At 55.8% G+C, this 23591-nt stretch carries 16 protein-coding genes and 1 pseudogene; 9 read left to right on the forward strand and 8 right to left on the reverse strand.

Translation table 11 applies throughout. The features are described from left to right. Both rfbC and ACXADQ_RS00130 read right to left on the reverse strand, forming a co-directional pair. Complete coding sequence (rfbC, locus tag ACXADQ_RS00125; protein WP_475313585.1) at window positions 1-561, reverse strand: dTDP-4-dehydrorhamnose 3,5-epimerase; 561 nt, start codon at window positions 559-561, stop codon at window positions 1-3. A gap of 176 nt (window positions 562-737) precedes the next feature. Further along, the gene (locus ACXADQ_RS00130; protein WP_475313588.1) at window positions 738-1754 is read right to left on the reverse strand and encodes a replication initiator protein A; all 1017 of its coding nucleotides are present in this window, start codon (window positions 1752-1754) and stop codon (window positions 738-740) included. A 457-nt stretch (window positions 1755-2211) separates the two neighbouring features. On the opposite strand from ACXADQ_RS00130, the gene ACXADQ_RS00135 reads away from it, so the two are divergent. The 3 genes from ACXADQ_RS00135 to ACXADQ_RS00145 all read left to right on the forward strand — a co-directional run bounded on the left by ACXADQ_RS00135 (window position 2212) and on the right by ACXADQ_RS00145 (window position 5531). After that, window positions 2212-3612 carry an AAA family ATPase gene (locus ACXADQ_RS00135; protein WP_475313666.1) on the forward strand — a complete coding sequence of 467 codons (1401 nt, stop codon included), beginning with the start codon at window positions 2212-2214 and terminating at the stop codon, window positions 3610-3612. Then, on the forward strand, window positions 3605-4606 hold the full coding sequence (locus tag ACXADQ_RS00140) for a ParB/RepB/Spo0J family partition protein (protein WP_475313590.1): 1002 nt from the start codon (window positions 3605-3607) through the stop codon (window positions 4604-4606). Before ACXADQ_RS00135 ends, ACXADQ_RS00140 begins: the two co-directional genes overlap by 8 nt. A 109-nt stretch (window positions 4607-4715) precedes the next feature. Further along, the gene (locus ACXADQ_RS00145) at window positions 4716-5531 is read left to right on the forward strand and encodes an ABC transporter permease (protein WP_475313594.1); all 816 of its coding nucleotides are present in this window, start codon (window positions 4716-4718) and stop codon (window positions 5529-5531) included. Window positions 5532-6479: 948 nt separating this feature from the next. Here ACXADQ_RS00145 and ACXADQ_RS00150 read toward each other — a convergent pair. Beyond that, a pseudogene (locus tag ACXADQ_RS00150) lies at window positions 6480-7115 on the reverse strand (ABC transporter ATP-binding protein); the annotation flags it as partial. Window positions 7116-7123: 8 nt separating this feature from the next. After that, entirely contained in the window at window positions 7124-8338 is a 1215-nt protein-coding gene (locus ACXADQ_RS00155) for a KpsE/RkpR family capsule polysaccharide export protein (protein ID WP_475313599.1), read from the reverse strand. An 84-nt stretch (window positions 8339-8422) separates the two neighbouring features. Here ACXADQ_RS00155 and ACXADQ_RS00160 point away from each other — a divergent pair, with 84 nt between their 5' ends. Next, the gene (locus tag ACXADQ_RS00160) at window positions 8423-9337 is read left to right on the forward strand and encodes a glycosyltransferase (RefSeq protein WP_475313603.1); all 915 of its coding nucleotides are present in this window, start codon (window positions 8423-8425) and stop codon (window positions 9335-9337) included. On the opposite strand, the gene ACXADQ_RS00165 is transcribed toward ACXADQ_RS00160, so the two are convergent. Next, complete coding sequence (locus ACXADQ_RS00165) at window positions 9334-10131, reverse strand: Stf0 family sulfotransferase (protein WP_475313608.1); 798 nt, start codon at window positions 10129-10131, stop codon at window positions 9334-9336. The genes ACXADQ_RS00160 and ACXADQ_RS00165 overlap by 4 nt on opposite strands. An 80-nt stretch (window positions 10132-10211) precedes the next feature. Further along, on the reverse strand, window positions 10212-12785 hold the full coding sequence (locus ACXADQ_RS00170) for a glycosyltransferase (RefSeq protein WP_475313613.1): 2574 nt from the start codon (window positions 12783-12785) through the stop codon (window positions 10212-10214). 15 nt (window positions 12786-12800) lie between these two features. On the opposite strand from ACXADQ_RS00170, the gene ACXADQ_RS00175 reads away from it, so the two are divergent. From ACXADQ_RS00175 to ACXADQ_RS00190, 4 genes are all read left to right on the forward strand, one after another. Then, window positions 12801-14198, forward strand: coding sequence for a glycosyltransferase family 2 protein (locus ACXADQ_RS00175; protein WP_475313617.1), 1398 nt, complete (start codon window positions 12801-12803; stop codon window positions 14196-14198). A gap of 119 nt (window positions 14199-14317) precedes the next feature. Then, window positions 14318-15721, forward strand: a complete 1404-nt coding sequence (locus tag ACXADQ_RS00180; protein WP_475313621.1) for a DUF2793 domain-containing protein — start codon at window positions 14318-14320, stop codon at window positions 15719-15721. Between the two features lie 10 nt (window positions 15722-15731). Then, complete coding sequence (locus tag ACXADQ_RS00185; protein WP_475313625.1) at window positions 15732-16046, forward strand: hypothetical protein; 315 nt, start codon at window positions 15732-15734, stop codon at window positions 16044-16046. Continuing rightward, window positions 16039-16458, forward strand: coding sequence for a DUF4376 domain-containing protein (locus ACXADQ_RS00190; RefSeq protein ID WP_475313628.1), 420 nt, complete (start codon window positions 16039-16041; stop codon window positions 16456-16458). Before ACXADQ_RS00185 ends, ACXADQ_RS00190 begins: the two co-directional genes overlap by 8 nt. Before the next feature lie 60 nt (window positions 16459-16518). On the opposite strand, the gene ACXADQ_RS00195 is transcribed toward ACXADQ_RS00190, so the two are convergent. Beyond that, window positions 16519-17940, reverse strand: a complete 1422-nt coding sequence (locus ACXADQ_RS00195) for a mannose-1-phosphate guanylyltransferase/mannose-6-phosphate isomerase (protein ID WP_475313633.1) — start codon at window positions 17938-17940, stop codon at window positions 16519-16521. A 196-nt stretch (window positions 17941-18136) separates the two neighbouring features. Further along, complete coding sequence (locus ACXADQ_RS00200) at window positions 18137-20053, reverse strand: class I SAM-dependent methyltransferase (protein WP_475313636.1); 1917 nt, start codon at window positions 20051-20053, stop codon at window positions 18137-18139. A 562-nt stretch (window positions 20054-20615) separates the two neighbouring features. Here ACXADQ_RS00200 and ACXADQ_RS00205 point away from each other — a divergent pair. After that, window positions 20616-23570 (forward strand): glycosyltransferase, encoded by a 2955-nt coding sequence (locus ACXADQ_RS00205; protein ID WP_475313640.1) that lies wholly within the window; start codon window positions 20616-20618, stop codon window positions 23568-23570. Window positions 23571-23591 lie beyond the last annotated feature (21 nt).

A 23591-nucleotide genomic window follows, 5' to 3' on the forward strand; every position in this document is an offset into this window, starting at 1 on the left:
TCAACTCTCCCAGGTGAACGGACTATCAAAACCTTGCAGGCCAGGCGCCACAGCATCCTTGCCGCTGAGAACCGGATCACCAGAGAGCGGCCACTCAATGCCAATATCCGGATCGTTCCAAATCAACGCGCCCTCGGTTTCCGGCGCGTAATAGTCCGAACATTTGTAGATAATCTCTGTATCGGGCTGCAGGGTTACAAACCCATGGGCAAACCCGGCTGGCACCAACAGTTGGCGCCCATTCTCAAAGCTCAGTTCGCAACCGACCCATTGTCCATAAGTCGGACTGCCGGCCCGAATATCTACGGCCACATCGAACAGCGCGCCTTTGCCGCAGCGCACCAGCTTATCCTGCGCATGAGGAGGGGCCTGAAAATGCAGCCCTCGAATCGTTCCTACCTCACGCGAAAGCGAATGGTTGTCCTGCACAAACTCGATATCAACGCCATGCTCGAACATGACCTTGCGACTATAGCTTTCGGAAAAAAACCCGCGGTGATCGCCAAATCGGGCTGGTGACAGTATCAATACGCCGTCAAGCGCCGTCTTCTCGATGTTCAAATTAGTTCTCTCCAGACAGGTAAAACATCGCCCATCACACGAGCGACCAATCCTAGCTATTTTACCTTAGAAGCCCCTCGGTTGACCACAGCCGACGCCCCATTCCGCACCACATTAACGCCTTCGACTGCTTGAAAACGCAGATGCCCAAAATCCGCCTCAACATCCGTCGGGATTTATCGTTTTTTAAGCCACCCCAGAAACGCCTTGTCGGGGCTGCGCAAGACCGGGCTGCCCGAGCTGCGCCACATGGCCTGCCAGTCCGCTTGCAGGGCATAGACATCCGCCCCCGGCACCAACGTACGCGCCTGTTCAAGCGTCTCGGGCTTCAGCAGTGGTGTACGCATATCGGTGGCAGATTCGACCATCGAACTGCGCGGGGTGACACGAATGATGTCTCCGGGCTCTTCGGACAACCGGTAATCAGGCAGCTGGTCTGCCGCGATCATGTCGCGCACCATTTTGCGAAACACCCGGCGGGGTGACGCGGACCCGGATTTCTTCAGCAAAGTTTCAACCGAGACCTGCCATGCAGGCTGACGCCCACAATGTTTGCGCGCCAGCTCATAAATTCTGCGCTCAAGCGGTTTACGCAGCCGGAAGTAATCACGTGACAGTGTCAAAACAGACTTGGACAATACCGCGCGATACAGCCAATCCGACAAGGTCACAGCAACACTGACCATGCGCCCTCCCCGGCTCTTGCGGACAATCTGCCAGCTTTCGATCATACCGAACCCGGTTGTCACCTCTTCGCCTCCGGTTTCGAAATTGGTGGTGATCCGCGTCCCGGCCAAACGTTCAAAGGACTCGCGCAAGCGCTTGTAGCTGTCACCGCTGGTCTCGCGGTTTGTTGCCACCAGCAAATCATGGGCCCGCAGTTGCAAGGTTCGACCAATCTGCCGCCCGGCATTCACCGCAGCCATCAACTGGCTGATGCAATAAATCAAAATATCCTTGTCGTGAATCGTGGCCAAACCCTTGACCGAAGGGGTCACCTCGATACGGGTCCCATTGTGTTCATAGTTCAGGATCCGCCGATCAGGCCGTGTAGAAAGCGAAAACATCGGATGTTCCATCGACCCCATGTCATCTTTGGGCGCGGCATCGAAAATATCGCAAATAAAGAAATCAGATGTCGGGTGACGATCAGGGGCCAACCCCCCGGGTGCCGGTGCAATCGCGCGGCCCATGTCTGCCTGTCCTTCTGGCCCTGCCCGGCCGTGCCTGCGGATACCTGGTCTCTCTGAACGGAGCCTCTTGATCCAACGTGGTTTCAGTAACACCCAACTTAAAGTTATCCACAGCACAGAGTCCAGCCTTGCCGCCAGCCTAGCGGGGGTTCGGAATCGCTTTATCGGGGGTTCAGAGTCACTTAAGCGTGGTTTCAGAATCGCTGTAACCAAAAGAACTACTGAATTATAAAATGAAAACAGTTACTTATGAGATCACCGCAAAACCCGTAACCTATAAATAACTTAAAATAACTTAGCAAAATCTGCCCAGATCCTCGCAAAGCTCTTTCTTTTAAGGATTTTGTTCAGACTTATCCCCCCGAATTTACTGAAGAAATCACTGCATGTACTCTATTGGGTTACATGTGCTATCTTTTTTGATATTCTGCGCCAAAAGAAGCACATGAGGCGAAGCATGACCGGTGATACTCTCTCTCTTCCTCCTTATTTCAACATTGATCCAGACCAAGCGCTTAATGAGCTTGGAAACCCAACCGGCACTGCCGACTTTGCCCGGATAGCACAATCTTGCGCACAGGGTCGCAATGACCTGGCCAGCCGAGGCTTGAACCCCGAAGGTCATCGTACATTGCGACGTTTCTCTACATGGGAAATCACACGGTATCTTATCCCTGTTGCGCCTGCCCATTTTCGCCGTGTGCTGCGTCAGAACCCCAATCTGCCCCAAGGCCAATCTTCCACAGAAGCCGGAGCAAAATGGTTCACTCTGGACGAAGTTCTAACCTTACGGGCACATTTCGCAGCAGAAGGTAGCCAAGCCAAAGAATACCGCCCCTATCGCCCGGAAGGTCTGGACGCCAAGATTGTGGCCGTAGCTAACTTCAAAGGCGGTGTTGGCAAGACATCAACCTGTGCCCATCTGGCCATGTCGGCAGCTTTGGATGGCTATCGCGTGCTGGTCGTGGATTTAGACAGCCAGGGTTCGATGACCTCGATCTTTGGTGGGAATATCAAGGATGAATGGCAAACAGTCTTTCCGCTGATCGCCCGGCATTACGGACGGCATTTGCAGGCCGATAACCAAAGCCGGATCGCCCGCGGCGAGGATCCTATTCCACTGGATGATACCCTGTCAGATGCTTTGAACGTAAAGGCGCAGGACCTGATACAGCCCACCCATTGGCCCAACATCAACCTGATCGGAGCGCAGTTGAATCTGTATTGGGCTGAGTTTCAGATCCCGGTATGGCGCATGCAGGGACGAGGCTGGAAGCTGTGGGATGCGCTGACGGATACGCTGGCCGAGGACGGGGTCCTGGAAGAATATGACCTGATCTTCCTGGATACGCCTCCTGCTCTTGGTTACCTGACAATCAACGGTTTGGCTGCGGCGGACATTCTGTTGGTGCCTCTAGGGGCGTCCTTTCTGGAGTTTGACTTTACGGGGCGGTTTTTCGATATGCTGAACTCCACCTTTTCTTCGATCGAAGAGGCCGAAAACATAGCCGCGCGCGCTTTGGGGCGTGAAGGGTTACAATTCGAATGGGATGCTGTGAGAGCTGTGATCACGCGCTACGACAGCGGACAGCAAGCTGAATTGGCGGCGTTAATGCAGGCCTATCTTGGGCCAGTCCTGTCCCCGCACAGACAGGATTTTACGGCACTGATTGGGCAGGCTGGCGAACAGGTGAATGGCATTTACGAAGCGGATTATCGGGATTTCAACCGCGAAACCTATGTGCGTGGGCGACAGACTTTTGATGCGACCTATGCTGCGTTCAAACGGCTGTTGATTGGGACTTGGCGCCGGGAAGAACTGGAACACCAACAGGTACAGGAGCAAAACCATGGCTAAACGGAAACGTCTTACCCCGGCACAATCTGGTTTTTTGGATCCTGCATCTCCCTCTCCTGTCTCTGTAAGCAGCCGCCCCCCGATTGCCCAGGTCGCCGGAGATATCTCGGCGGCAGCAGCGGTGCGTGAAGTCTCGGATGTTTTGGAAAAAGCTCAGGCCGAGGGGCGGATGATCCAGGCCTTGCCTCTGGACAGTATCGTAAGCGATCACCTGGTGCGCGACCGGATGGGAAGTGACCCAGAAGAGATGCAGGCCCTGAAACAGAGCCTCGAGGCGCGTGGGCAGCAAACTCCGATTGAGGTGACGTCGCTTCCTTTGGCTGCAGATGGGCGCACACGGTTTGGCCTGATTTCCGGGTGGAGGCGGCTGCAAGCATTGCGCGCTCTGTCTGAAGAGACTGGCGAAGAGCGTTTCGATACGGTGCTGGCTTTGCTACGCCAACCGCGCGATCAGGCAGAAGCCTATGTGGCCATGGTTGAAGAGAACGAAATTCGGGCAAACCTATCCTTTTTTGAACGGGCGCGGATTGTGCTGAAAGCACTGAACTCGGGCGTGTTTGAGACTGAGAAACAGGCGCTACAAAGTCTTTTTTCTTCTGCCTCTTACCCGAAAAGGTCCAAAATCAAGTCATTTCTACCCGTCGTTTCGGCATTGGATGGCGAGCTGCGGTTTCCTGCCCAGATGACTGAACGGACAGGCCTGACTTTGAGCAAAGCGTTGGCGGATGAGCCCGCTGTGATTGACCGGATCATCGAGGCTTTGCGCCAGGAGGTCCCTGACACACCAGACGCGGAAACCCAGGTTCTGTTGGCTGCGGTAGCTGGTCGAAAAAAGGGGTCTGATCCCCGAAACAGAGACACAACAATCTCTGAATTGGCGCCTGGTATTCGGATGAAATCGGCCGAGGGAAAGATACAGATCAGCGGATCCGCCGTTACATCAGAGTTATGTGCAGACTTGACGCGCTGGCTGCTGGAACGAGGCCGAGATTAAATCTTTCGCACGCGAAAGGTTCTGCAATGGCTGGGGTGCTGTGGCGTTGCTGTCCACGAGCGTTTCGCGCTATCTTACTGGTCTGTAGCGTAACAATGGATTGATGCTCATGGATGCCTCTCGCCCAGCTCAAAAGCAACTTGCACCGGTGCGAGAAACCGTGCGTTTCGTCAGCTTGCGAAATATTCTGGCGCTGATTTTGCGTGAAATGACGTCGACCTATGGCCGTTCCCCGGGGGGGTATGTGTGGACAGTGCTTGAACCCGCCTTGGGGATTGCTCTGTTGTCGCTGGTTTTCTCTCTTGGATTCAAGACGCCGCCCTTGGGGGACAACTTCCCAATCTTCTATGCCACAGGCCTGTTGCCTTTCTCTATGTTCTCGGTAGCCAGCAACAAGATGGCTCAGGCGATCAACTATTCTAAGGCCCTTTTGAATTACCCGCGTGTAACCTTTATGGATACGCTGATTTCAAGGATGGTTCTTACGGTGACCACCAATCTGATGGTTGGCTTCATTCTTTTGTTTGCAATCACCATGGCGTGGGAAACACGAACCGTTCTGGAGTTGGATCGGGCTATTTTGGCGTATTCAATGGCGATCGCTTTGGGGGTCGGGGTCGGCACTCTGAATTGTTTTTTGATCACGATGTTTCCCCTTTGGCAGATGATATGGGGCATCCTCATGCGCCCAATGTTCGTGCTGTCTGGCGTGATCTTGCTGTTGGAAAATATTCCCACCCCGTACTCGGACTACCTTTGGTTCAACCCGGTGATCCATGCGACGGGTGAAATGCGTGGGGCATTCTTTTTGCAGTATGAGGCAAAGTATGTGTCCCCAGCCTATGTGTTTGGCGTCGCGGCCGTCAGCTTACTGTTAGGCTTGCTTTTCCTGCGGCGGTATCACCGGGATATGCTGGAGCTGTAAAAAACTCGGGTTTCAAGACAACCAGTTTTTTGGAAGTTTTTCTTTGAACCGCGTTTGCGCCGCTTGGTATTGCGGGGATAGAACCTTTACCAGCCCCGCCCGGATGTCAGCAGGCAGAGGTGGCTCTGTCGGAGCTGGCAGTGGTGGCAGACTGATTTCCGGTACGTTCGGGATATCCAGGTAGTCACTAAAATTGCGCAGCGCATCCCGCCCGGTCAGGTCTTCGTGGAACAACCAGAATATACGGTCCTCGGTTATGGCGCTGTCTACGGCCTCGAACAGGCGGACGTAATCAGCCGCGGGATAGATCTGAAACATATCTTCGGGGGCTGTGATCAGTTTCCGAGCAGCATCAGCGCAAGCTTTAGCCGTTCGGTTCTTGCCGGGCAGGCTGTCCCAGATATTCGCCCACAGGCGGTCAGCCGGGTCCCTTAGAACGCAGACAAACCTTGCCCAGCCCACCGACGACATTTCGACGAAATCCTCCGAGGACAGGAGGCTATAGGTCGGTGTGAAATCGCAGATGACAGGCTGTGTCTTGCGCCCGGTCAGGACATATTCCAGGTAGGCGTCGTGCCGATCATCTCCGTCTTGCGGGGCCGTGTGGATCGTAACCAGGTCGCTGACTTCGCTGAGCAGACGCAGGGTATTACGCTGTTGATCAGGCTCTTCTGTGCGCAAGCGGTTTGCCAGTTGTTGGGCTGTTTTCATGCGGCGGTCTTTGATGATGTCGGACAGCCCTGCTCGAACATCGAAGTAATGCGGCTCGCGGTTCTTGCCAAAGTGACAAGGGCGGTGGCGTCGAAGGCAATCGCCCAGCCAATCTTGCCGGGTTTGGGGCAGGCCAATTCCAAACAGCATCCGGGCGTCACGAGGGAACTTCATTTGCGCCGTGCCTTCAGGTAGGGCAGGCATCAGATGCGACATGGATTCATCGAGGCTGAACATATAGTGGTCGATCGCGTCTTCGACCTCGTTGAAATACCTCAGATGACCGTTTTCAAGATAGGCGCCAGCTGTACATAATTCCCGGATGGTGCCCATCGAGTGACTAACGAACACGGCTCCTGCATCTTTCATTCGGTTCAGGAAAACATCGCGGCTTTTCTTTTTGAACGAGGCATCGCCCACCGCCGTGACTTCGTCCACAAGGTAGGTGTCAAAATCCAATCCCATGTTGATGCCAAAGCTTAGTCGGCCGCGCATGCCTGATGAATAGGAGCGGACGGGTAAATGGAAATGCTCGCCGAGGTCGGCAAACTCTTCGACATACTGCATTAGCGCATCGGTGTCGGCGCCGTAGATGCGTGCCACGAACCGGGTGTTTTGTGCGCCAGTCAGATCTGGGTGCAACGAGTTTGCCAGCCCCACAGGGAAAGAGATTGTTCCAGTCGATAAAACTTCGCCGGATGTGGGGTGGGTTGTCCCTGCAATCAGCTTTAACAGGGTCGATTTTCCAGCGCCGTTACGGCCCAGAAGACCGACGGAAACCCCGGTCGGAAAGGTGGCGTTGATATTGTCCGCGACCGTTTTGTGCTGTCCTCTCATTGAAAAGACTTTTGTCAGGTTCTTCAGGACGATCATGCCGGACCTCAGCGGCGATCACGCAGCGCATATGCTGCCAGAACCGCGATTGACCAAGTCAGAAAACAGAACAAAATGCTGAGCATCAGGATCGACATGCGCTGAGGATGCTCAGCGGTTTCGGCCAAGGTCGGGCGAACGTGAGCGGCGAGATAGCGGCTTTTGCGTCGGGCTTCGGCAACCGAAGCATCATATGCGGCCAGGGCCGCGGTGTAGGACGCCTCGGCGAACTTCTGATCCACGGCCAGGCGTTCGAACTCTCCGACAAGGCTGGCGAATGCCTCACTACCTTGGCGGTTGTTTGCCCCGATCCCAAGCTTGTCTCTCTCTTGTTCGATCCGGGATTCGATCACAGCCACGCGGCGGGTGAGCTGCGTAACGCGCGGGTCGGTTTCTGATGCCGTCTGTAACATGATGTCCAGGTCGATCAGGGTTTCCGCCAATTGCAATTGTAGCGAGGACAGCAAGCCCATCTGACTTTGGACCGAGGCAGAGGGGTCCACAATCTGTGTTTCGTTGCGAAACTGGGTCAAAGCTGCGCGGGCATCTTTCAGTCTTTCAACAGACTGGTCCAGTTCTTCCCGGGCATAGCGCGTAGCATCTTCACGTGCAATTGCGGACAATCGGTTGATCATCTCGGAACTGGCATCATAGATATATTGCGCAATTACCTGGGCATCTGCGGGATCAAACGCCTGTACATGCAATTCCAGCAACCCATTATCGTAGTTGTAGACTTTGACCATGCGGCGCCAGTATTTGACGAGATCTTCAATGGAGCCGGGGGGGGCAAAGGCAAAGATTGGGTCCTTTTCGGCATCCCCTTTAGCCCAGAGCGATCGCAGGTCCAGGCTTTCATCTGCTTGACGGACCAGTTCCTGACTTTGGATGAAGTTGTACAGGATTTCCGTGTCAGAAGAACTGGAACCGGAAAGCTCAGCGATCCCTCCCAGCATTTCAATAGCCGAACCCAGTTCCTCGGTTCTTACCGAGAAACCAACAGTCGAGACATAGCGCTCGGAGGCGCGTTCCCATAGGTACCAGGCGGAGAGCAAAGGGAGACCGACGACGACCAACAGGAAGCTGATCGCGGCCAGCCAGTGGCGTCTGCGAGGGCGGGCCGGGGGGACGGAGGACAGGCTGGGTGAAGTATCGGTCATGTTAAGAAACGGAGAGTTGGGAACAAAAAGTATCGCATCGCTTGATTGAACAATGTGATTCACTCCTACATACACTGTCCTTAGTTGGCCAGTAGAAGCTATAAAAAAGGACGGCGGCGGATCATGTCAGTGCATGTATGCATCCTGATGGGCACCTGGAACGGAGCACAGCATCTGTCTGCTCAGCTGGAGTCTTTTCTGGCGCAAAGCCACACGGACTGGTCGCTTTATGTCAGTGATGACGGCTCGGTGGATTTAACACGCCAGATCATTCAGCAGTTTTCCGTCGATCATCCTGAACGAAACGTCCATATGTTGGAGGGGCCGGGGCAGGGGAGCGCTGCTAATTTTCTATCCCTTCTGGAGCGCGCTGATTTGCCGGAAGGGGCCTGGGTGGCGCTGTCCGATCAGGATGATGTGTGGTTCTCAGATCGCCTAGAGCGCGCTGTAGGCATGTTACAAGAACAGGATGGCGGTCGTCCGCGTGGCTATGCAAGCCGGACTGTTTTGACAGACGAGGCATTGGTCTCACGCCGTGTGTCCCGTTACCGTCCAAGGCAACCTGTGTTCGGCAATGCTTTGGTGCAAAATGTTCTGGCGGGGAATACACTGGTGTTGGATCCCGTCGCGGTGAGCGTGTTGCGCAGAACTGCTTTTGCTGCGCTGGAGGCTGGGGTGGCTCATCATGATTGGTGGATATACCTGATGCTGACGGGTGTTGGTGGTCTGGTCATCAATGACGATGAGCCCAGTTTATATTATCGGCAGCACGATCATAACTTGCTGGGGGCAAACCGCGGAGGGCGGCAGGCGCTGGGGCGGTTCGGAATGATTTGGAGCGGGCAGTATGGGGATTGGATTGATCGCAACCTGATCGCGTTGCAGCGGCTATCTTCGGAATTGACCGAAGACAATCAACAGTTGCTTAGTCGTTTTTCTAACTGGAAGACCGGCCTGGGGCGTGGATGCTGTGGGGGCGGATTGAGAGCCATGGGGGTCCGTCGACAGAGTGGCCTGGGCGACGTAATGTTGCGGCTTGCGGCTGTATCCGGGCGCGTCTAATAACTGCCCTTTGGGCCATAATAGAGACTTTTTTCGACCCTTTCCGCGCGTTCCTCGGTGACTCGTTTCAGTAACTCCGCGTTTTCGTCGCGAAAGCGTTCCGCGAATTCCGTGTTTTGAAGTGTGGCAATCTTGCTATGGGGGCTTTGCAGGGCTTTCATCCGCATTGTGTCACGCCCAGCATGACGAGCGATGACGTTTGCAATGTGATTGGGCTTCATTTCCGCGTTGCGTTCATAGTTCATGCGCAGGGGCTGCTGTCCGGCATGGCGGAACAGGGCTTCGGTCTCTTCTTCCATTGATAGGACATGTTCCAGCCAGTACCGGATGCGCTTTGCATTATACGAGAGTGCTTGTTCCGCCTGCGTGATGGAACGCCCTTTCATTTGCGGGGCATGTGTTATCTGCCCCATCTCCATCTTGTACAAAGAGATTGCCTGTCGGACGATATCACTGCGGATGAGCCAGATCCAAGGTTGGTCTGCGTAGCGGTTCAGAAACACCTTGTCTCGGCTGAAAACCGCACGCATTTGAAATAGGGTGATCTGAAATCCGAAGCTGCCCCCGGATTGCAAGCGGCGTGGCAGAACAGCACAGTATTCGTCCAGGGAAGCCGCATTCACGGAGCGGGTCATCCGGGGCATGAAGTTCGGGTTGAAGCACTCGGTAACGCGCCCCATCCGCTTGGTTCGTGAGAGAAGATCCGCGACCCAAGAGCTGCCCGAACGAGGCGTGAAGAACATCACATACCGCGTTGTTGGTTCGGGTAGGCGCATGTCTGCGTTGAACTGCATCCGGTCGAGTTCCGAGGGTGCCGCATATCCGGACCAGGCCCGGCGCGGTATGTGCCGCCGCAGGGTTTTGCTCAGATGGCTCATGCGCGATTTGTCAGCTGCTTCAGGGCATTGACAACCAATGCGGCGTGATCTGCGTCGGGTCGGTAGGGAAGGGCTATTCCGTTGTCGGCGTTGAATACAGCATCTCCTTGGGCACCGATATCGAATGCCAAAACGGGCCGTCCGGTTGCCAGGGCTTCGTGCGTTGTAAATGAAAAGGTTTCGGGCCAGACAGAGGGAATTAGCCAATGTGTAATGCCGTAATGGGCGACAAGAGCAGGGATGTCCGCAGGCGTGTAGTCTCCGTGTACGCGGATCTTGCGCGAAAGCGGATATTCAGGGTCTATATTGCCTATTAGGATCAATTTTGCTCCAAGATGTTGGGGGGATAGATTTGCGAGTTCCTGCACCAAACGGGCCCCCTTGTGCGGGGCTATATTGCCAAGCACGGCAAGGACTGGAGGCTGCGATTCTGGAAAGGGGTCCAGGTGAGGGATGTCAGTCAGAAGGTGGTGTGGGCGGACAGTGACCCGTGCGCTGAGTTCCGGCCAGACTTCGGATACGAATTGCGCGGCGGATGGGCTGAAGACGCGTATAACGTCGGCTTCGTGCAATAGTGACCCCCAGGATGATTGCCACTCTGATAAGGGCAGGGTGATCCCATTTGGACGGGGAATCTGATGCGCGTTCACCGTGTTGGCAGAGAGATGCTGCAGCCGCTCAGGTGTTACGACGCCGTGGAATTTCCCGTTGCCGTCGAGCAACGTAAAAGACGGCGAGATCGGCAAGTAGTCATGAAACAAGACTTCGATTTGGTCGTGTTCTGCGCCTCGGAGCGACAGCATCAAATCTGGTAGTTCAATGGGGTCGCGGTCGCCGACACCACATGAGTAAATGATGCGCCGTTGTTTCAGAGGTGATAGAAGTTGGTGTAACTGGGCGGTGTCATCCGTCCAGCCAGCTGTATTGCCGTGGGGTCCCCAAACTTCGATCTGCCAGCGTGCACTTCCGCCGACGCGCAAAACGATCGATGGCACGCCCTCTTCGGCATCAAGATGGATGCGCGCGTGCAGCCAATGTTCGGCCCCCCCGCCCAGCGAATGAGCGATATAGATCGGAATTGCCAACCCAGGCGTTGCGCTGGCGGCCCACGCCACTGCCAATGCCAATCTGGGGGCTCTCAACGGGTCTGTGCTTAGGAAGTCCTGAACCTCGCGATCATAGGAAGGATAGCGGGCGGTCACGATCCGGTTGTTCGTGTCTATCAATGCACGTTTTTCATCAGTGCCGAAGCTGCTGCCACCATGGTGTTCGACAAACAGCCTGGCGGTGCCAACGTGCCGCCCGCCCAAGGCGCGTACTTTTTGACACCAGTCGACCTCTTCGCCGTAGCCTCGGCCAAAAGCTGTGTCGAACTGGGGAACCTTTCGCAGATATTGCGGGCTCAGAGCCATACAAAACCCGACTCCGGTTGGGGCTTCGGCCAATGTTGGGTCGGGCGGCAGGTCGCGCGCCAAGGCGTCGATCGCCTCGGCTTGTCCGGGGCGCAGATTTTGTCGGGTGCAAATGGCGGGTACGGAAAATATCTCGGCGTCGTTCGACATAGGGGTGACACTGGCGATAGATGTGTCCTGGCGCAGCGGCGCAATCAAACGAGAGGCCCAGTCAGCGGGCACCCAGGCGTCCGTATTCAAGAGGATAACAGGGCGATCTGATAGCGCGTTTTCCGCCAGAATAGTCTCGAATGCAGAGTTTACACTGGTGATGAAGCCGGCATTTTTTTCTTTTAGAAGCAGGCGTACCTGCCCAGGCGAATGAGCGGCCTCAAAGGCTTTCAGAACCGGGCGTATCTGCGGGTCATCCGAGCCGTCATCAATCGCGATCAATGTCCAGGGTAAATCCGTATGGCGGCTGATCCTTTTTAAGCATTCTGTCAGAAGGTCGTGGGCATTGAAGACCGGTAATACGATGATGATCGGTTCGCCATTTGGAACATGATGAAGGTCAGATGCCGTAAACAGGTCTTTGGGTAGAGGGCCGGCAGTGACTGCAGTGGTGTTCAATCCCAGCCGTGACTTGATTTTGTTCTTGCTGTGAGGATCTTTGCGCCACATCCATCGCAAGATATCGGGACTGAGTTGCAGAAGGATAAAGGCAAAACGTAGCCCCAGAGCAAGCAGAGCTGGACCCGGAGAAAACAGGCGCACGGTCTGCGAGGGAAGGCCATTTGCGGTCAGGTCCGCACGGAAACGATTCAAAGGCAGGTCGGTCGGGCGTGGTAATTCCAGGCGAAAGCTTCCACCAGAGGTTGGCAGCGTCGTGCTGGTGCTCATTTGTCCGATAGACAGGGTGACCGGTCCACCAGGGGCCTTCCCTTGAACGTACAATCGGTCCTTACGCAAAGAGACGGCGCTGATTTCGCCGGCGCGCCCACCGTCTTGGCGCCGCAGCGCAACGCTTGGGCCAGTAAGTATCAGGTTGGCAGCACGGAACCTGGAAAAAATGCTGATCAGCCGCTTCAATATCTGTCCAATTCTGTGTCCCATTGAAAATGGGATGCTATAGTTCTGTGTGCCTGATCTGGTATTAGGAGAGATTGCCGGGTTTTCCAAGCCCGGTGCCCTTGAGTGAGCAAGGAACAGTGCAGGCAAATGGCCTTTTCACATGATGACAAGTTGCGGATGATCCGTGGCGCAAAGCAGTTTGATTCCAAATGGTACAGAGCGACCTATCTTGCCGGGGATGGCCCGGATCCGGCCGAGCATTTTCTGGCGTATGGGGCTGGCGGCAATCATGATCCGGGCCCCGATTTCTCTGCAAAGTACTATCTTGAGACCCATCCCAAGGCGCGTCGCCGTGGGGCCAATCCCTTGTTACATGCGCTGAATCATACGGATCCCGCGCAGTCCGGCCTGGATGTGAACACGGTCTTATATGCCGCGGATATTGTGGCCCAGAGAGGTCGCTCAGATTTGGCGGTGCGACTGGCAACGCGTGATTTGCCTCCAGAGTTGGCACATACGGTACATATCCTGCACTGCAATGCGTCCTTGCCCGATCACGAGGTCTGGCTGAAGCACCTGAATGCATATTTGAGCGCCCGAGGCGAACCCGGGGTGGAATTGGGGTCTGGGGACCAGCTGTTTGACCGATTGTCGGCGCCTGCGCATTCTACAATTGGAGGCGGTCCAAAGGTGAGCGTTCTGATGGCGGCATATGAGGCCAAGGATACAATTCGCGCATCTGTAGGGTCGATTTTGCAGCAAAGCTGGCGCAATCTAGAATTGATTGTAGTGGATGATGCCAGCACTGATGGTACGTGGCCGATCCTGCAAAAAATGGCACAGCAGGATAGCCGGATGCGTGTGCTGCGCAATCGGCACAATGTTGGACCTTTTGTCAGCAAGAATACCGCTTTGCAGCTGGCAACAGGTGATTGGATTACGGGCCAGGACGCCGATGAATGGTCGCACCCGATGCGACTGGCCCGCCATCTGCGTGCTGCATTGGAGGCTGGCCCCCCTCTGCGCGCCAGCGCCCATTCCATGCTGCGTATGACCCCTGAGGGGCGGTTTTCCCAAATTCGGCGTATAGGCAAAGAAGTGCACGACGGTGTTCTGCAGCATTGCCCTGTTTCACCTTTGTTTGAGCGTTCTTTGTTATTGGAGGCGCTGGGGTCTTGGGATTGTGCCCGGTTTGGGGCGGACAAGGAAATGCAGGGCCGTGTAGCAGCGATACTTGGAGAACCAATGCACACGTTTCCGATATGCGCCAGCCTGTCTTTGGATGTACCCGGTAGCCTGACAAACAATCCTGTGACGGGCATTCATCCGGATTTCGGCGTGACGGAAGGGCGGCAAGCCTATCGGCAAGTATGGCGCCGGTGGCAAGCCGCGCATCTGAATCCCAAGACGGCTTACTATGCTTTTCCGCCGAAACAGAGACCATATTCCTTGCCTGAGCTGGCGGATGTGCCGCAAGAACACATTCTGGAAAATCTGTCTGATTTCGGTTTGGGTGAGTAGGACGTAAAGCCCAACGAGGTCTGAAGTATGCGTACTGTGGCCTGAGTTTCTGTTGAAGTTTTGTGCGTAGAACTCCTGCTTCGAAGGCACAGCTGTGTCGTGAAATTCGGGAGTATCGGATGTCCTCAACTTCTCCTCGGGTCGAGTTGCCCTTTTTGATGCCGTCGCAAGCACAGAAACATGTCACGCATAACGAGGCTCTGCAAAGGCTGGATGCCGTGATCCACCTGACGCTGTCGGGCTTTGCCGAGACAGATCCTCCTGCAGAGCCGGAAGATGGCTATATGGCCGGTTTGGGCGCTGCGCCTACTGGCGCATGGTCTGGGCAAGGCGGGAGCGTTGCATACTGGGATGGAAGTGCTTGGATGTTTCTTATGCCGCAGGAAGGATGGCGCGCTTGGGGTGTATCAGAGACTGAACTGCGGGTTTGGCGAGATGGAAGCTGGCACTCTTTGATCACGCAACTCGACAATCTGGATGGCCTTGGCGTCGGAGCGGTCGCTGACCCGGTCAATCGCTTGTCTGTCAGTTCCCAGGCTGTGTTGTTGAACCATGACGGGGCTGGGCACCAATTGAAAATCAACAAGTCTGGGGCAGGGGAAACGGCCTCGGTATTGTTTCAGTCTGGCTGGACCGGCCATGCCGAGATGGGGTTGACGGGGGATACCAGTTGGTCGCTGAAATTGAGCTCTGACGGTCTGGCTTGGCATCAGGTGATGCGTGCGGATCCCGGTGCCATTCAGGTTGACGCTCCGATCACTGGGACGGCTGTGCAGAGTACGGCGCTTGACGATACCGCGGACACCTTGCTGAAGGTCGGGGCCTTTGGGTTGGGGGCTTCGGATCTGGCACAGGTCAGGTTGGACAACGGGCAGGAGGACTTGCCTTCGGGATTTTATGCGGGTGGCGGCAGTTCGGCGGATATGAGCACCTTTCCCAGTGGGAATGCCCGGTACAAACCGTTCCTGAACATGACTCGACGGGTTGCGACAGGAAACTATGGTCAGGTGCGAATGTATTTCGGAGAAGATATCAGCATCTATGAAAAAACCACCCTGAGCTCTGCCTGGGAGCAGGTGCATAGCCTGCTCTCGCGAGAGCAGATGTTGGGGGTTGTCAGCCAAAATGCAGGAGTGCCAACCGGGGCGGTGATCGAGCGGGGTGCTAATGCCAACGGCGAATATGTGCGCTTTGCGGATGGAACACAAATTTGCACACGGCGGGTATCTGTTTCGGGTTTGAGCATCTCGACAGCGTCGGGCAGCGTGTTTCGGGCTTCGCTGGGAACGTTTACATTTCCTGCGTCTTTTGCCGGGGCTGGCGCGGATGCGGTTGGGGCGGTCATAGATGGCAGCGACAACACAGCCATCCGTGATCACGCGGGTGTTTTGAAGGTGCGCGCCGGCAGTGGGACCCTGCAAGCGGATTGGGACGAAGTCTCTGTTTGGAGTGGCCTCAGCATTACCGGGCTCGCTGGAGAAAATACGCAAGTTTCGTTGCTGGCCGTGGGCCGCTGGTACTAAGGAGAAGGACGTGAAGATTACTTTGATACCCCAACGCCGGGATGAGGTTCTGACACTTGTGAAGACCGGGGACGTTTTGAGCTTCAACGGGGAGAGTTTTGATTTTTCGGGTGTGCCGGATGGGGCAACTTTGCCGCGCAGGGCTGTGAATTGCGGATGGCTGGCTTCGGACATCGAGCGAAAAGACGGGTGTCTGCACCTGGCAGTGATCTTGCCGCATGGTGCCGGTGCGTCGGAAGATTTGCTATTTCCTGCAGCGATTGAAATTGAGGAGGATGGTCTGATCCATCTCCCCACCGAGACCGAAGAGGTGTCCGATGTCTAATATCGACCTGAGCCAGTTGATTTCAGCCGACACCAAACTGACACAGGCGCGCGCGCAGCGCATGGCCGAGTTGGCCGATTTGCGCTGGCGTCATGAAACCGGGGGGATAACTTTGCCGGATGGCACTCGGGTTCTGACCACCCGAGACTGCCAGGCGCAATTGTCCAGTGCCGTGCAGATGATGAAATCAGGCCTGATGAGCGGGCCTGTCGACTGGAAGCTTGAAAGTGGGTGGCAGCAGTTGAGCGCAGAACAGATAGAAACTGTGGCGACAGCCGTGCTTGCGCATGTCAGGACCTGTTTCGCAGTGGAAAAGAATGTGGCGTTTCAGATGGAGAACACACCTGGGGACTTGTCTGACTTTGACATCCATACTGCCTTCGAGATGGCGAGCGCAGATGTAACGCTGTAGTATATTTCCTGAAAAGAGTGCTCTGCCCCCGAGTATCCTCTCTGGGGGCAGAGTGTGTGCTCAACTGCGTGCGTACACGTCTTCGTAGCGGATGATATCGTCTTCACCCAGATAGGATCCGGTTTGCACCTCGATCAGAACCATGGGGACTTTCCCGGGGTTTTCCATGCGGTGCACAGCCCCCAGAGGAATGTAGACGGATTGGTTTTCGGTCACCAATTTAACATCCTCATCCACGGTGACTCGTGCGGTGCCTTCAACAACGATCCAGTGTTCCGAGCGGTGATGGTGTGACTGCAGCGACAAAGCAGCCCCGGGATGTACGACGATCCGTTTCACTTGGAAACGCCCACCGATGATCAGACTTTCATACCAGCCCCAAGGGCGGTAGTCGCGCGGAAGCTGCACCGCTTGGCTGGCCCCTTTGGCTTTTAGAGCCGCGACGGCATCCTTGACGCGTTGTGCTTCGGATTTATGCGCAACCAGAACAGCATCTGACATGGCCACAACCAACATGTCCTCCAGCCCGATCCCGACCACCTGTTGTCCGGCCGTTTCTGACCGTAGCAACGTGTCCTGACAGTCAATCGCGGTGGCGTGGTCCGAGCAGACATTCCCGTTGTCATCTGGCCCGCTTTCCATCCAAACGGCATCCCAGCCGCCCAGGTCCGACCAACCAGCGGCGTAGGGCATGACGACCAGGTTGTCCGCCTTCTCCATAATGGCATAGTCGATCGAGATATCTTCGGCTTTCGACCAGCTTTCGGGTTCCAGACGCGTAAACCCGAGGTCTATCTGGGCGTCTTCCAATGAGGCGTTGACGGTCTTGAACAGGTCAGGGGCATGAGTTTTGTAGGCCGCAATCAGGGTTTCCGCGGTGAACAGGAAAATCCCGGCGTTCCACAGGAAATTTCCTGCCTCAAGCATTTGGGTTGCGCGTTCGGCATCGGGTTTTTCGACAAACCGGGACAGAGCTTGGGGGGTGGTGGCCGCAGGATCACAACCCTCTGCCAGTTCCAGATAGCCATATCCGGTTTCGGGGCGTGACGGCGTGATGCCAAAGGTCACAAGCTTGCCGGCCTGGGCTTGCGGAACAGCATCCTGCACAGCTTTCTGGAAAGCTGCGGCATCCGGGATGACGTGATCTGAGGGTGCAATCAGCATTGCCGCCGCCGGATCCGTGCGCGCCAGCCACAAGGCAGCGGCCAGCACTGCAGGGGCCGTGTTACGGCCTTCGGGTTCGATCAGAATGCCCAGAGAGGACTGTTCGATCTGGGCGAGTTGCTCGGTGACGATAAAGCGGAATGGATCACCGGTCAGAACAATAGGCGCGCTGAACCCATCGCCTGAGAGGCGGTTTGCCGATGCTTGAAACAGGCTCTCTTCGCCCATCAATTTGGCAAACTGCTTGGGATAGGACTTGCGAGACAAGGGCCACAAACGAGTCCCTGATCCCCCACACAGAAGAATTGGGTAAATCATGTAAAAACCTTTGGTATTGAACTTTCTTTGATGTTTTCCGCGACATGCTGGCCAAAAACAAGACCCAATCTGGTTTGCCTTGTGAAGATGTAAAACCGACCGATTTTCTCATGCTCATTTATTAGTCAGACCGGCTGGCCGAGTACGCCGCTCTGCTTCAAAGTGATACCCCCGGTCCAGGCGGTCCTGTCGGGGGTCATTTTGGGGTATTGCGGCTACGTCCCAGGATTTTCCGAGCTGGAGCGGTAAGTTTCCAGGACGTACTGTTCAGCAGTTCTGTACGCTCTTTTTCCAGATGGCGGACCTGCTTCTTCAGCGCAGTCACATTGGTGCGCAGGGCTTCGGTTTCCTTTTTCAAAGCGCTTGCTTCGGATTTCTTGGCCTGAAGGGCTTGCTGCCATTGCTGGGACTGGGCCGAAACCACGGCCAGTGCGCCGCCCCGTGTTTCAAGGCTCTGGTTCAACTCGGTGAAGTTTTTCTCGCTATCCGCCAAGGCCTCAGTCAGGCGGTCCACTTCGGCTTGCAGTGGCGAGGTGGCTGCAGCTTGTTCCTGCTGGGCCTGCAGGGCTTCGGCGGTCTGCTCTTCCAGGGCGTCGGTCAGAATGCGTACGGTCTGGTCGCGCTGTTGATTGACATCGGCAATCGTGTGGTCGCGGTCTTCCAGGGTCTTTTCCAGGGTCTGGACTTCGGCTTTGAGTGCGGTGCGTTCAGCGTCGCGTTCCTGCATTTGCGCCGCAGCCTCGGCGGTTTGCGCTTCGAGGGTCTGGGTCAGGGTGATGATTCCCTGATCGCGGTTCGCCAGGGTCGCCTCCAGAGCTTGAATCTTGGCCTTGAGGTCGACCAATTCCGCTTCTTTCTGCTGCAAGAGCTGGGCCGATTGGGTGGCTTGTTCCTCGAAGGTCTCGGTCAGAGTGGTGATTCCCTGTTCCTTGCTGGTCAGGGCTTGCTCTAGGGTCTGGATTTCGGCTTTGAGCGCGGAGACTTCAGCATCGCGTTCCTGCATGCGCGCCGTGGCCTCGGCGGTTTGCGCTTCGAAGGCTTGGGTCAGGGTGGTGATTCCCGGATCATGCTCCGCCTGAGATGTCAGAGCGTGAATCTCGGCTTTGAGGTTGGCCAACTCCTCTTCTTTTTGCTGCAAGAGCTGGGCCGATTGGGTGGTCTCTTGCTCGAAGGTCTTAGTCAGGGTGGCGATTCCCTGCTCTTTGTCGGCCAGAGCTTCGGTCAGACGGTCAATTTCTGTTTGGGCCTGAAGTTGGGCCGCGTCTGGCGCAGGCGGTTGTGCTTCGCTTGGTGCCGGAGCGGATTGTGCCGCCAGCCGGGCTTCAGCTTCGGCCAGTTTTCGGGTCAGGTCCTGAACCTGTTCGGCACTTTCACGGTTGGCCTGTTCGAAGTGGTGCAGGGCGCCCAGGCGCCGCAACATCTGATGAATTTCCGAAAATCCTGCCTCGCCATGGCCCAAAGAGGCCAATGTTTCCAGCCGTGGATTGCGGGCTGCGCCAAACAGCACAACCAAAGCGCCATTTCCGGCCTCTAGTGAAACGGTTGGATAGTGCTTGCCCAGTGTCTTTAGAAAGTCGCTGGTCGCGCTGTGTTCCAGGCCTTTGTAGATACCGTGAAGTACGACGACACCCCTGCGGGACATTTTGCGGGACCAATCGTTGCGCAGCGAGCTGACCAGTGCGTCGCTCAGTTCCAGAACTTCCAGGTCTACATGCAAAAGATCAATGCTACCGCTTTCAAAGCGGTCAGCGGCCCCTGCCTTTGCATAGGGTTCCAGGGTGGAAAATTCGGCGTATTGCTGGTCGTTGTAGCTTTGGATTGCGGCGGGAGGCGTGTCGCTTGGCCAGACGCCCAGGCCATGGCAGCGCGGGGACTGTACCAGCTTGTCCATGGCCTGGCAGGTGGCGAAATAGGAGGCTCCATCGCTGACCCCGATTTCGACCGCGACCGCTGGACGCAGGGCTTCTATGATCCAGAACAGGGACGAGAGATGATGCAGGAAAGGGCTGTCGCACAAAAAGCGGGCGCGCCAGAAGAGTGTTTGCGAAGCGAAGGGGCTGATGTTGCCTGTGCTTAGCGCATTCGAAGTGGCCGTCATAATTTCGGAAGTCATAGGTGGTCTCGTGCAATGCCCAAAATCAGGCGAAATTTTGTAGGAGCCTTATGAAAAGCGGACTGTGTCAAGGCTCTGCTCTTTTTGGAATGAAGGTCTTGGTCTAGTTCTTGCACAAAGAACGGGCGTGTTGAAGTTCGTTTTGATCCGCGCAAGCCAATGAGTTGTGCAAATATGGCTCGAGCACATAAGTGCCGCCGCTTTGAGCATGGCGTCTGGTCGCAGGTTTACCTGAGGCTGTTCAAATGGAAACGATCGTGTGAAACACACCCCAAAGAGTTGACTTAAGTGCTCAAATAGTGTGCAGCATGTGGCCGAAACTTAGAGCGTGATCGCAGGGCGCATATCCATGCTTCTGTGTGTCCTAACTTTTGATTAAAGGCTTGATTCAGGAGAGGTCGTGAAAGATGACCTGAACGTCAAGATTTTTGAAAAACATGGGTGAGTTTTCACAAACCCGGACGACATTGATACGCGATGGTTGCGTAGGGGGTGGGTGTCGATTTTTTGCGACGCTTCATTGGAACTGAATTGGAACTGATAGGTATTAGGTGGGAAAGATATGAACTTGTCTGATCGGGATTTGTTGTTGGAACGTGATCCGGTTGAGCGCATCAGGGAACGGCCGCGGAATTTATGGACACGCTGCAATGTGCTGCTGGAGTTGATTCGCCGTGGGGAGTTCTACCGGGCGCGTCGTGTGCTGGAGAGCGTGCGCTATCATCCTGCTGTGACCAGTGAGGTCTACAACCTGTACGAGGGGCTTCTGTCTGAGGCCGAGCAAAAGGCCGGTACTGCGGCCAAGATTAATATCCCTACCGATTATCTGCATCATCCCAGCGGCCTGATGCGCCCACAGTTCCGTCGCGTTTATGCCGACCGTAAAGTTCCGTATCCCTACCCGCCGACCATGACCTTGCCGCCTTTGCCGGGGCCCAGAAACGATTCCCGTTTTCTCGAGGATGCCGCCGCCTGTCTCGAGGGCGCCTATAAGAGCAGTATTCAGCGTGTGCATGTCCTTTATACGCCGCCAGCAGGAGGCGATGCCAAAGCCGTTCTGGAACAGCTGTCCAAGCAGCATTTCAACGGTCGTGTTGATGTCAGTGTCTTTACGCCCGACGGCAAGGGTAGTTTGCCCAAGGGGCTGTCGTTGCCCGGCGGCGGTCTGGCCGAGCAGGCCAAGTGCGCTGTAACCGATGAAGAAGGCCACAAGCGTTTGGTGCGGGCGGCTGCCCATTCCGACCTGGTGTTGTTCCTGACCGGAGAGGTGGTGCTGGATAATCTGGTCCTGGCCCGTATGCAGCGGATGGCCAACGTGACGGACATGCTGGTGCAGCCGCTTGTTGAGCTGCCCTCTGGCGATCAGATGCGGACACCTTTTGCTGTCTCGGGCCTGACAAAGCTGTTTGGCGGACGTTATCCGTCACGCGATGTGAAAGGCTTGAATTTCGCGGTCACCGGGGCCTTGCTGCGCCGTGTGGGCATGCTGGACCGACGTTTGAGCAGCACCTATGTGGCTGCGCGCGAACTGGCGTACCGGATGTTCAATGTTGGCGCCTATTTCTCGGCTGTGGCAGTTCGCAAGGTGGACAAGTATCACGATGAGAAGAAGTACAAAGACGATCAGAAACTGTATATCGAACTGTGCCCAAACCATTGGGACCGCAAAGAAGACGGGACATTCCTGACGCCCAAGGTCAGCGTCTATATCCCGACCTATAACGCCAGCAAATATATCGAGCGGGCCGTGGACAGCATTCTGAGCCAGGATGTCCAGGATCTGGATGTGTGTCTGGCCAATGACGGCTCTAAAGACCACACGCTGCAACTGCTGGAAGATACCTATAGCGATGAACCGCGGGTGCGTTGGGTGGATAACCCGAATGGTGGTATTGGGTGGGCGTCGAACCAGGCGATACGGATGTCGAACAGCATCTATATCGGTCAGTTGGATTCGGACGACTGTCTGAAGCCGGGCGCTGTGCGCCGTCTGATGGAATATCTGGATGACCACCCCGAAGTGGCCTGTTGCTATGGTTCGTGCGAACGCGTGGATGCGGCGGGGAACTACGTCAAAGACGAGTACAGCTGGCCGGTATTCTCGCGCGAGAAGATGATGATCACCTCGATCGCGCACCATTTCCGCATGTTCCGCCGGCAGGCCTGGGAGCGGACCTCGTATTTCCGCGAGGACATCGTGAATGCGGTGGATTACGATATTTTCCTCAAGATGAGCGAAGTGGGTGATTTCCACCACATCGATGAAATGATGTACCAGCGTCGCTGGCATGGTGAAAACACATCGAACGTCAATGAAGGCTTCCAGACGACCAACACGTATCGGGTGCAGAACGAGACGCTGGAACGTCTTGGGATGCTGCCGTTCTGGGAAATCTATCTGCCCAACCCGGATGATGATCGTCGTGTGTCCTACAAGCTGCGTGATGATGCTGATGTGGTTATGTTCTGGCCGGATTATTCCCGGGCGAACCCCTATCAGCACCTGCTATATGGCAAGCTGCGCCAGGAGGCCGAGGTCGTCGCGGGCAATATCGACGCCGCGCTGAAGGTTCTGGAAACCATGGCGGACAAGTCCAAGCTGACATTCCATCTGCATTGGCTCAACTTCCTGCTGCGCGACATCACCGATGCAGCGGTCGCCAAGAAGACCGCTGAAGACTATATCGAAAAGCTGAAAAAGTTCGTCTGGAAGGGTGGGCGCCTTGTCTGGACCATCCACAACCATGTGTCGCACGATACGCCGTTCCATGACCTTGAGGTCTGGATGTCGAACGAGATCGCCAAGGCCGCGCATGTCCTGCACTTCCATTCCGAGGCTTCGATCGACGAGGTTGCCGAGGTCTTTGACGTACCGCGTGAAAAGGTGAAGATTTCGCGCCATGGTAGCTATGTTGGTGTCTATCCTGATTTTGTCACCCGCGAACAGGCCCGAGAACAGCTGGGGATCGCGCAGGATGACGAAGTGATCCTGTTCTCGGGGCAGGTTCGGCCGTACAAAGGGGTCGAAACGCTGGTGAAAGCGTTCCGAAAGCTGCTGAAAGAGCGCCCCAAGCTGCGTTTGCTGATCGTCGGGGAAATGCGGTTCGACCTGTTCGCCGAGATCAAGCCCAAGCTGACCAAAGCCGAGCAGGCCCGGATCACTGCGACGGAACGCTTTGTGGACGATATGGAGCTGCAACTGTTTTTGCGGGCTTCGGATTTTGCGGTCTACCCATACCAGAAGATCCTGACATCGGGATCATTGTTGCTGGCGCTGAGCTATGGTGTGCCTGCGATCATCCCCGAAGTGGGCATGACCCGCGAAGTTCTGGGCGGTACGCAGGCTGGCCGGATTTATGATGGCTCGCAAGCGGATATGGAACGCGCAATGCGTGAAATTCTTGAACAAACTCCGGAAGAGCGTTCCGAGGCTAAGGCCGCCGCGCGCCAAGTGGCAGAGCAACTGACATGGCCAAGTTTTGGGCAGGCGTTGAAGTCGGATAAGGTTGCTAGCTGAGGCTTGGGGATGAAGGGAGAT

This window comes from Thalassovita sp. ABM4_323 (assembly GCF_056158665.1).

What these genes read in the sequence shown, in the direction of transcription:
- ACXADQ_RS00130 (WP_475313588.1), bottom strand. Translation starts at nt 1,754, where the DNA reads ATGGGCCGCGCGATTGCACCGGCACCCGGGGGGTTGGCCCCTGATCGT.
- ACXADQ_RS00135 (WP_475313666.1), top strand. Translation starts at nt 2,212, where the DNA reads ATGACCGGTGATACTCTCTCTCTTCCTCCTTATTTCAACATTGATCCA.
- ACXADQ_RS00140 (WP_475313590.1), top strand. Translation starts at nt 3,605, where the DNA reads ATGGCTAAACGGAAACGTCTTACCCCGGCACAATCTGGTTTTTTGGAT.
- ACXADQ_RS00145 (WP_475313594.1), top strand. Translation starts at nt 4,716, where the DNA reads ATGGATGCCTCTCGCCCAGCTCAAAAGCAACTTGCACCGGTGCGAGAA.
- ACXADQ_RS00160 (WP_475313603.1), top strand. Translation starts at nt 8,423, where the DNA reads ATGGGCACCTGGAACGGAGCACAGCATCTGTCTGCTCAGCTGGAGTCT.
- ACXADQ_RS00165 (WP_475313608.1), bottom strand. Translation starts at nt 10,131, where the DNA reads ATGCAGTTCAACGCAGACATGCGCCTACCCGAACCAACAACGCGGTAT.
- ACXADQ_RS00180 (WP_475313621.1), top strand. Translation starts at nt 14,318, where the DNA reads ATGTCCTCAACTTCTCCTCGGGTCGAGTTGCCCTTTTTGATGCCGTCG.
- ACXADQ_RS00190 (WP_475313628.1), top strand. Translation starts at nt 16,039, where the DNA reads ATGTCTAATATCGACCTGAGCCAGTTGATTTCAGCCGACACCAAACTG.
- ACXADQ_RS00195 (WP_475313633.1), bottom strand. Translation starts at nt 17,940, where the DNA reads ATGATTTACCCAATTCTTCTGTGTGGGGGATCAGGGACTCGTTTGTGG.
- ACXADQ_RS00200 (WP_475313636.1), bottom strand. Translation starts at nt 20,053, where the DNA reads ATGACTTCCGAAATTATGACGGCCACTTCGAATGCGCTAAGCACAGGC.
- ACXADQ_RS00205 (WP_475313640.1), top strand. Translation starts at nt 20,616, where the DNA reads ATGAACTTGTCTGATCGGGATTTGTTGTTGGAACGTGATCCGGTTGAG.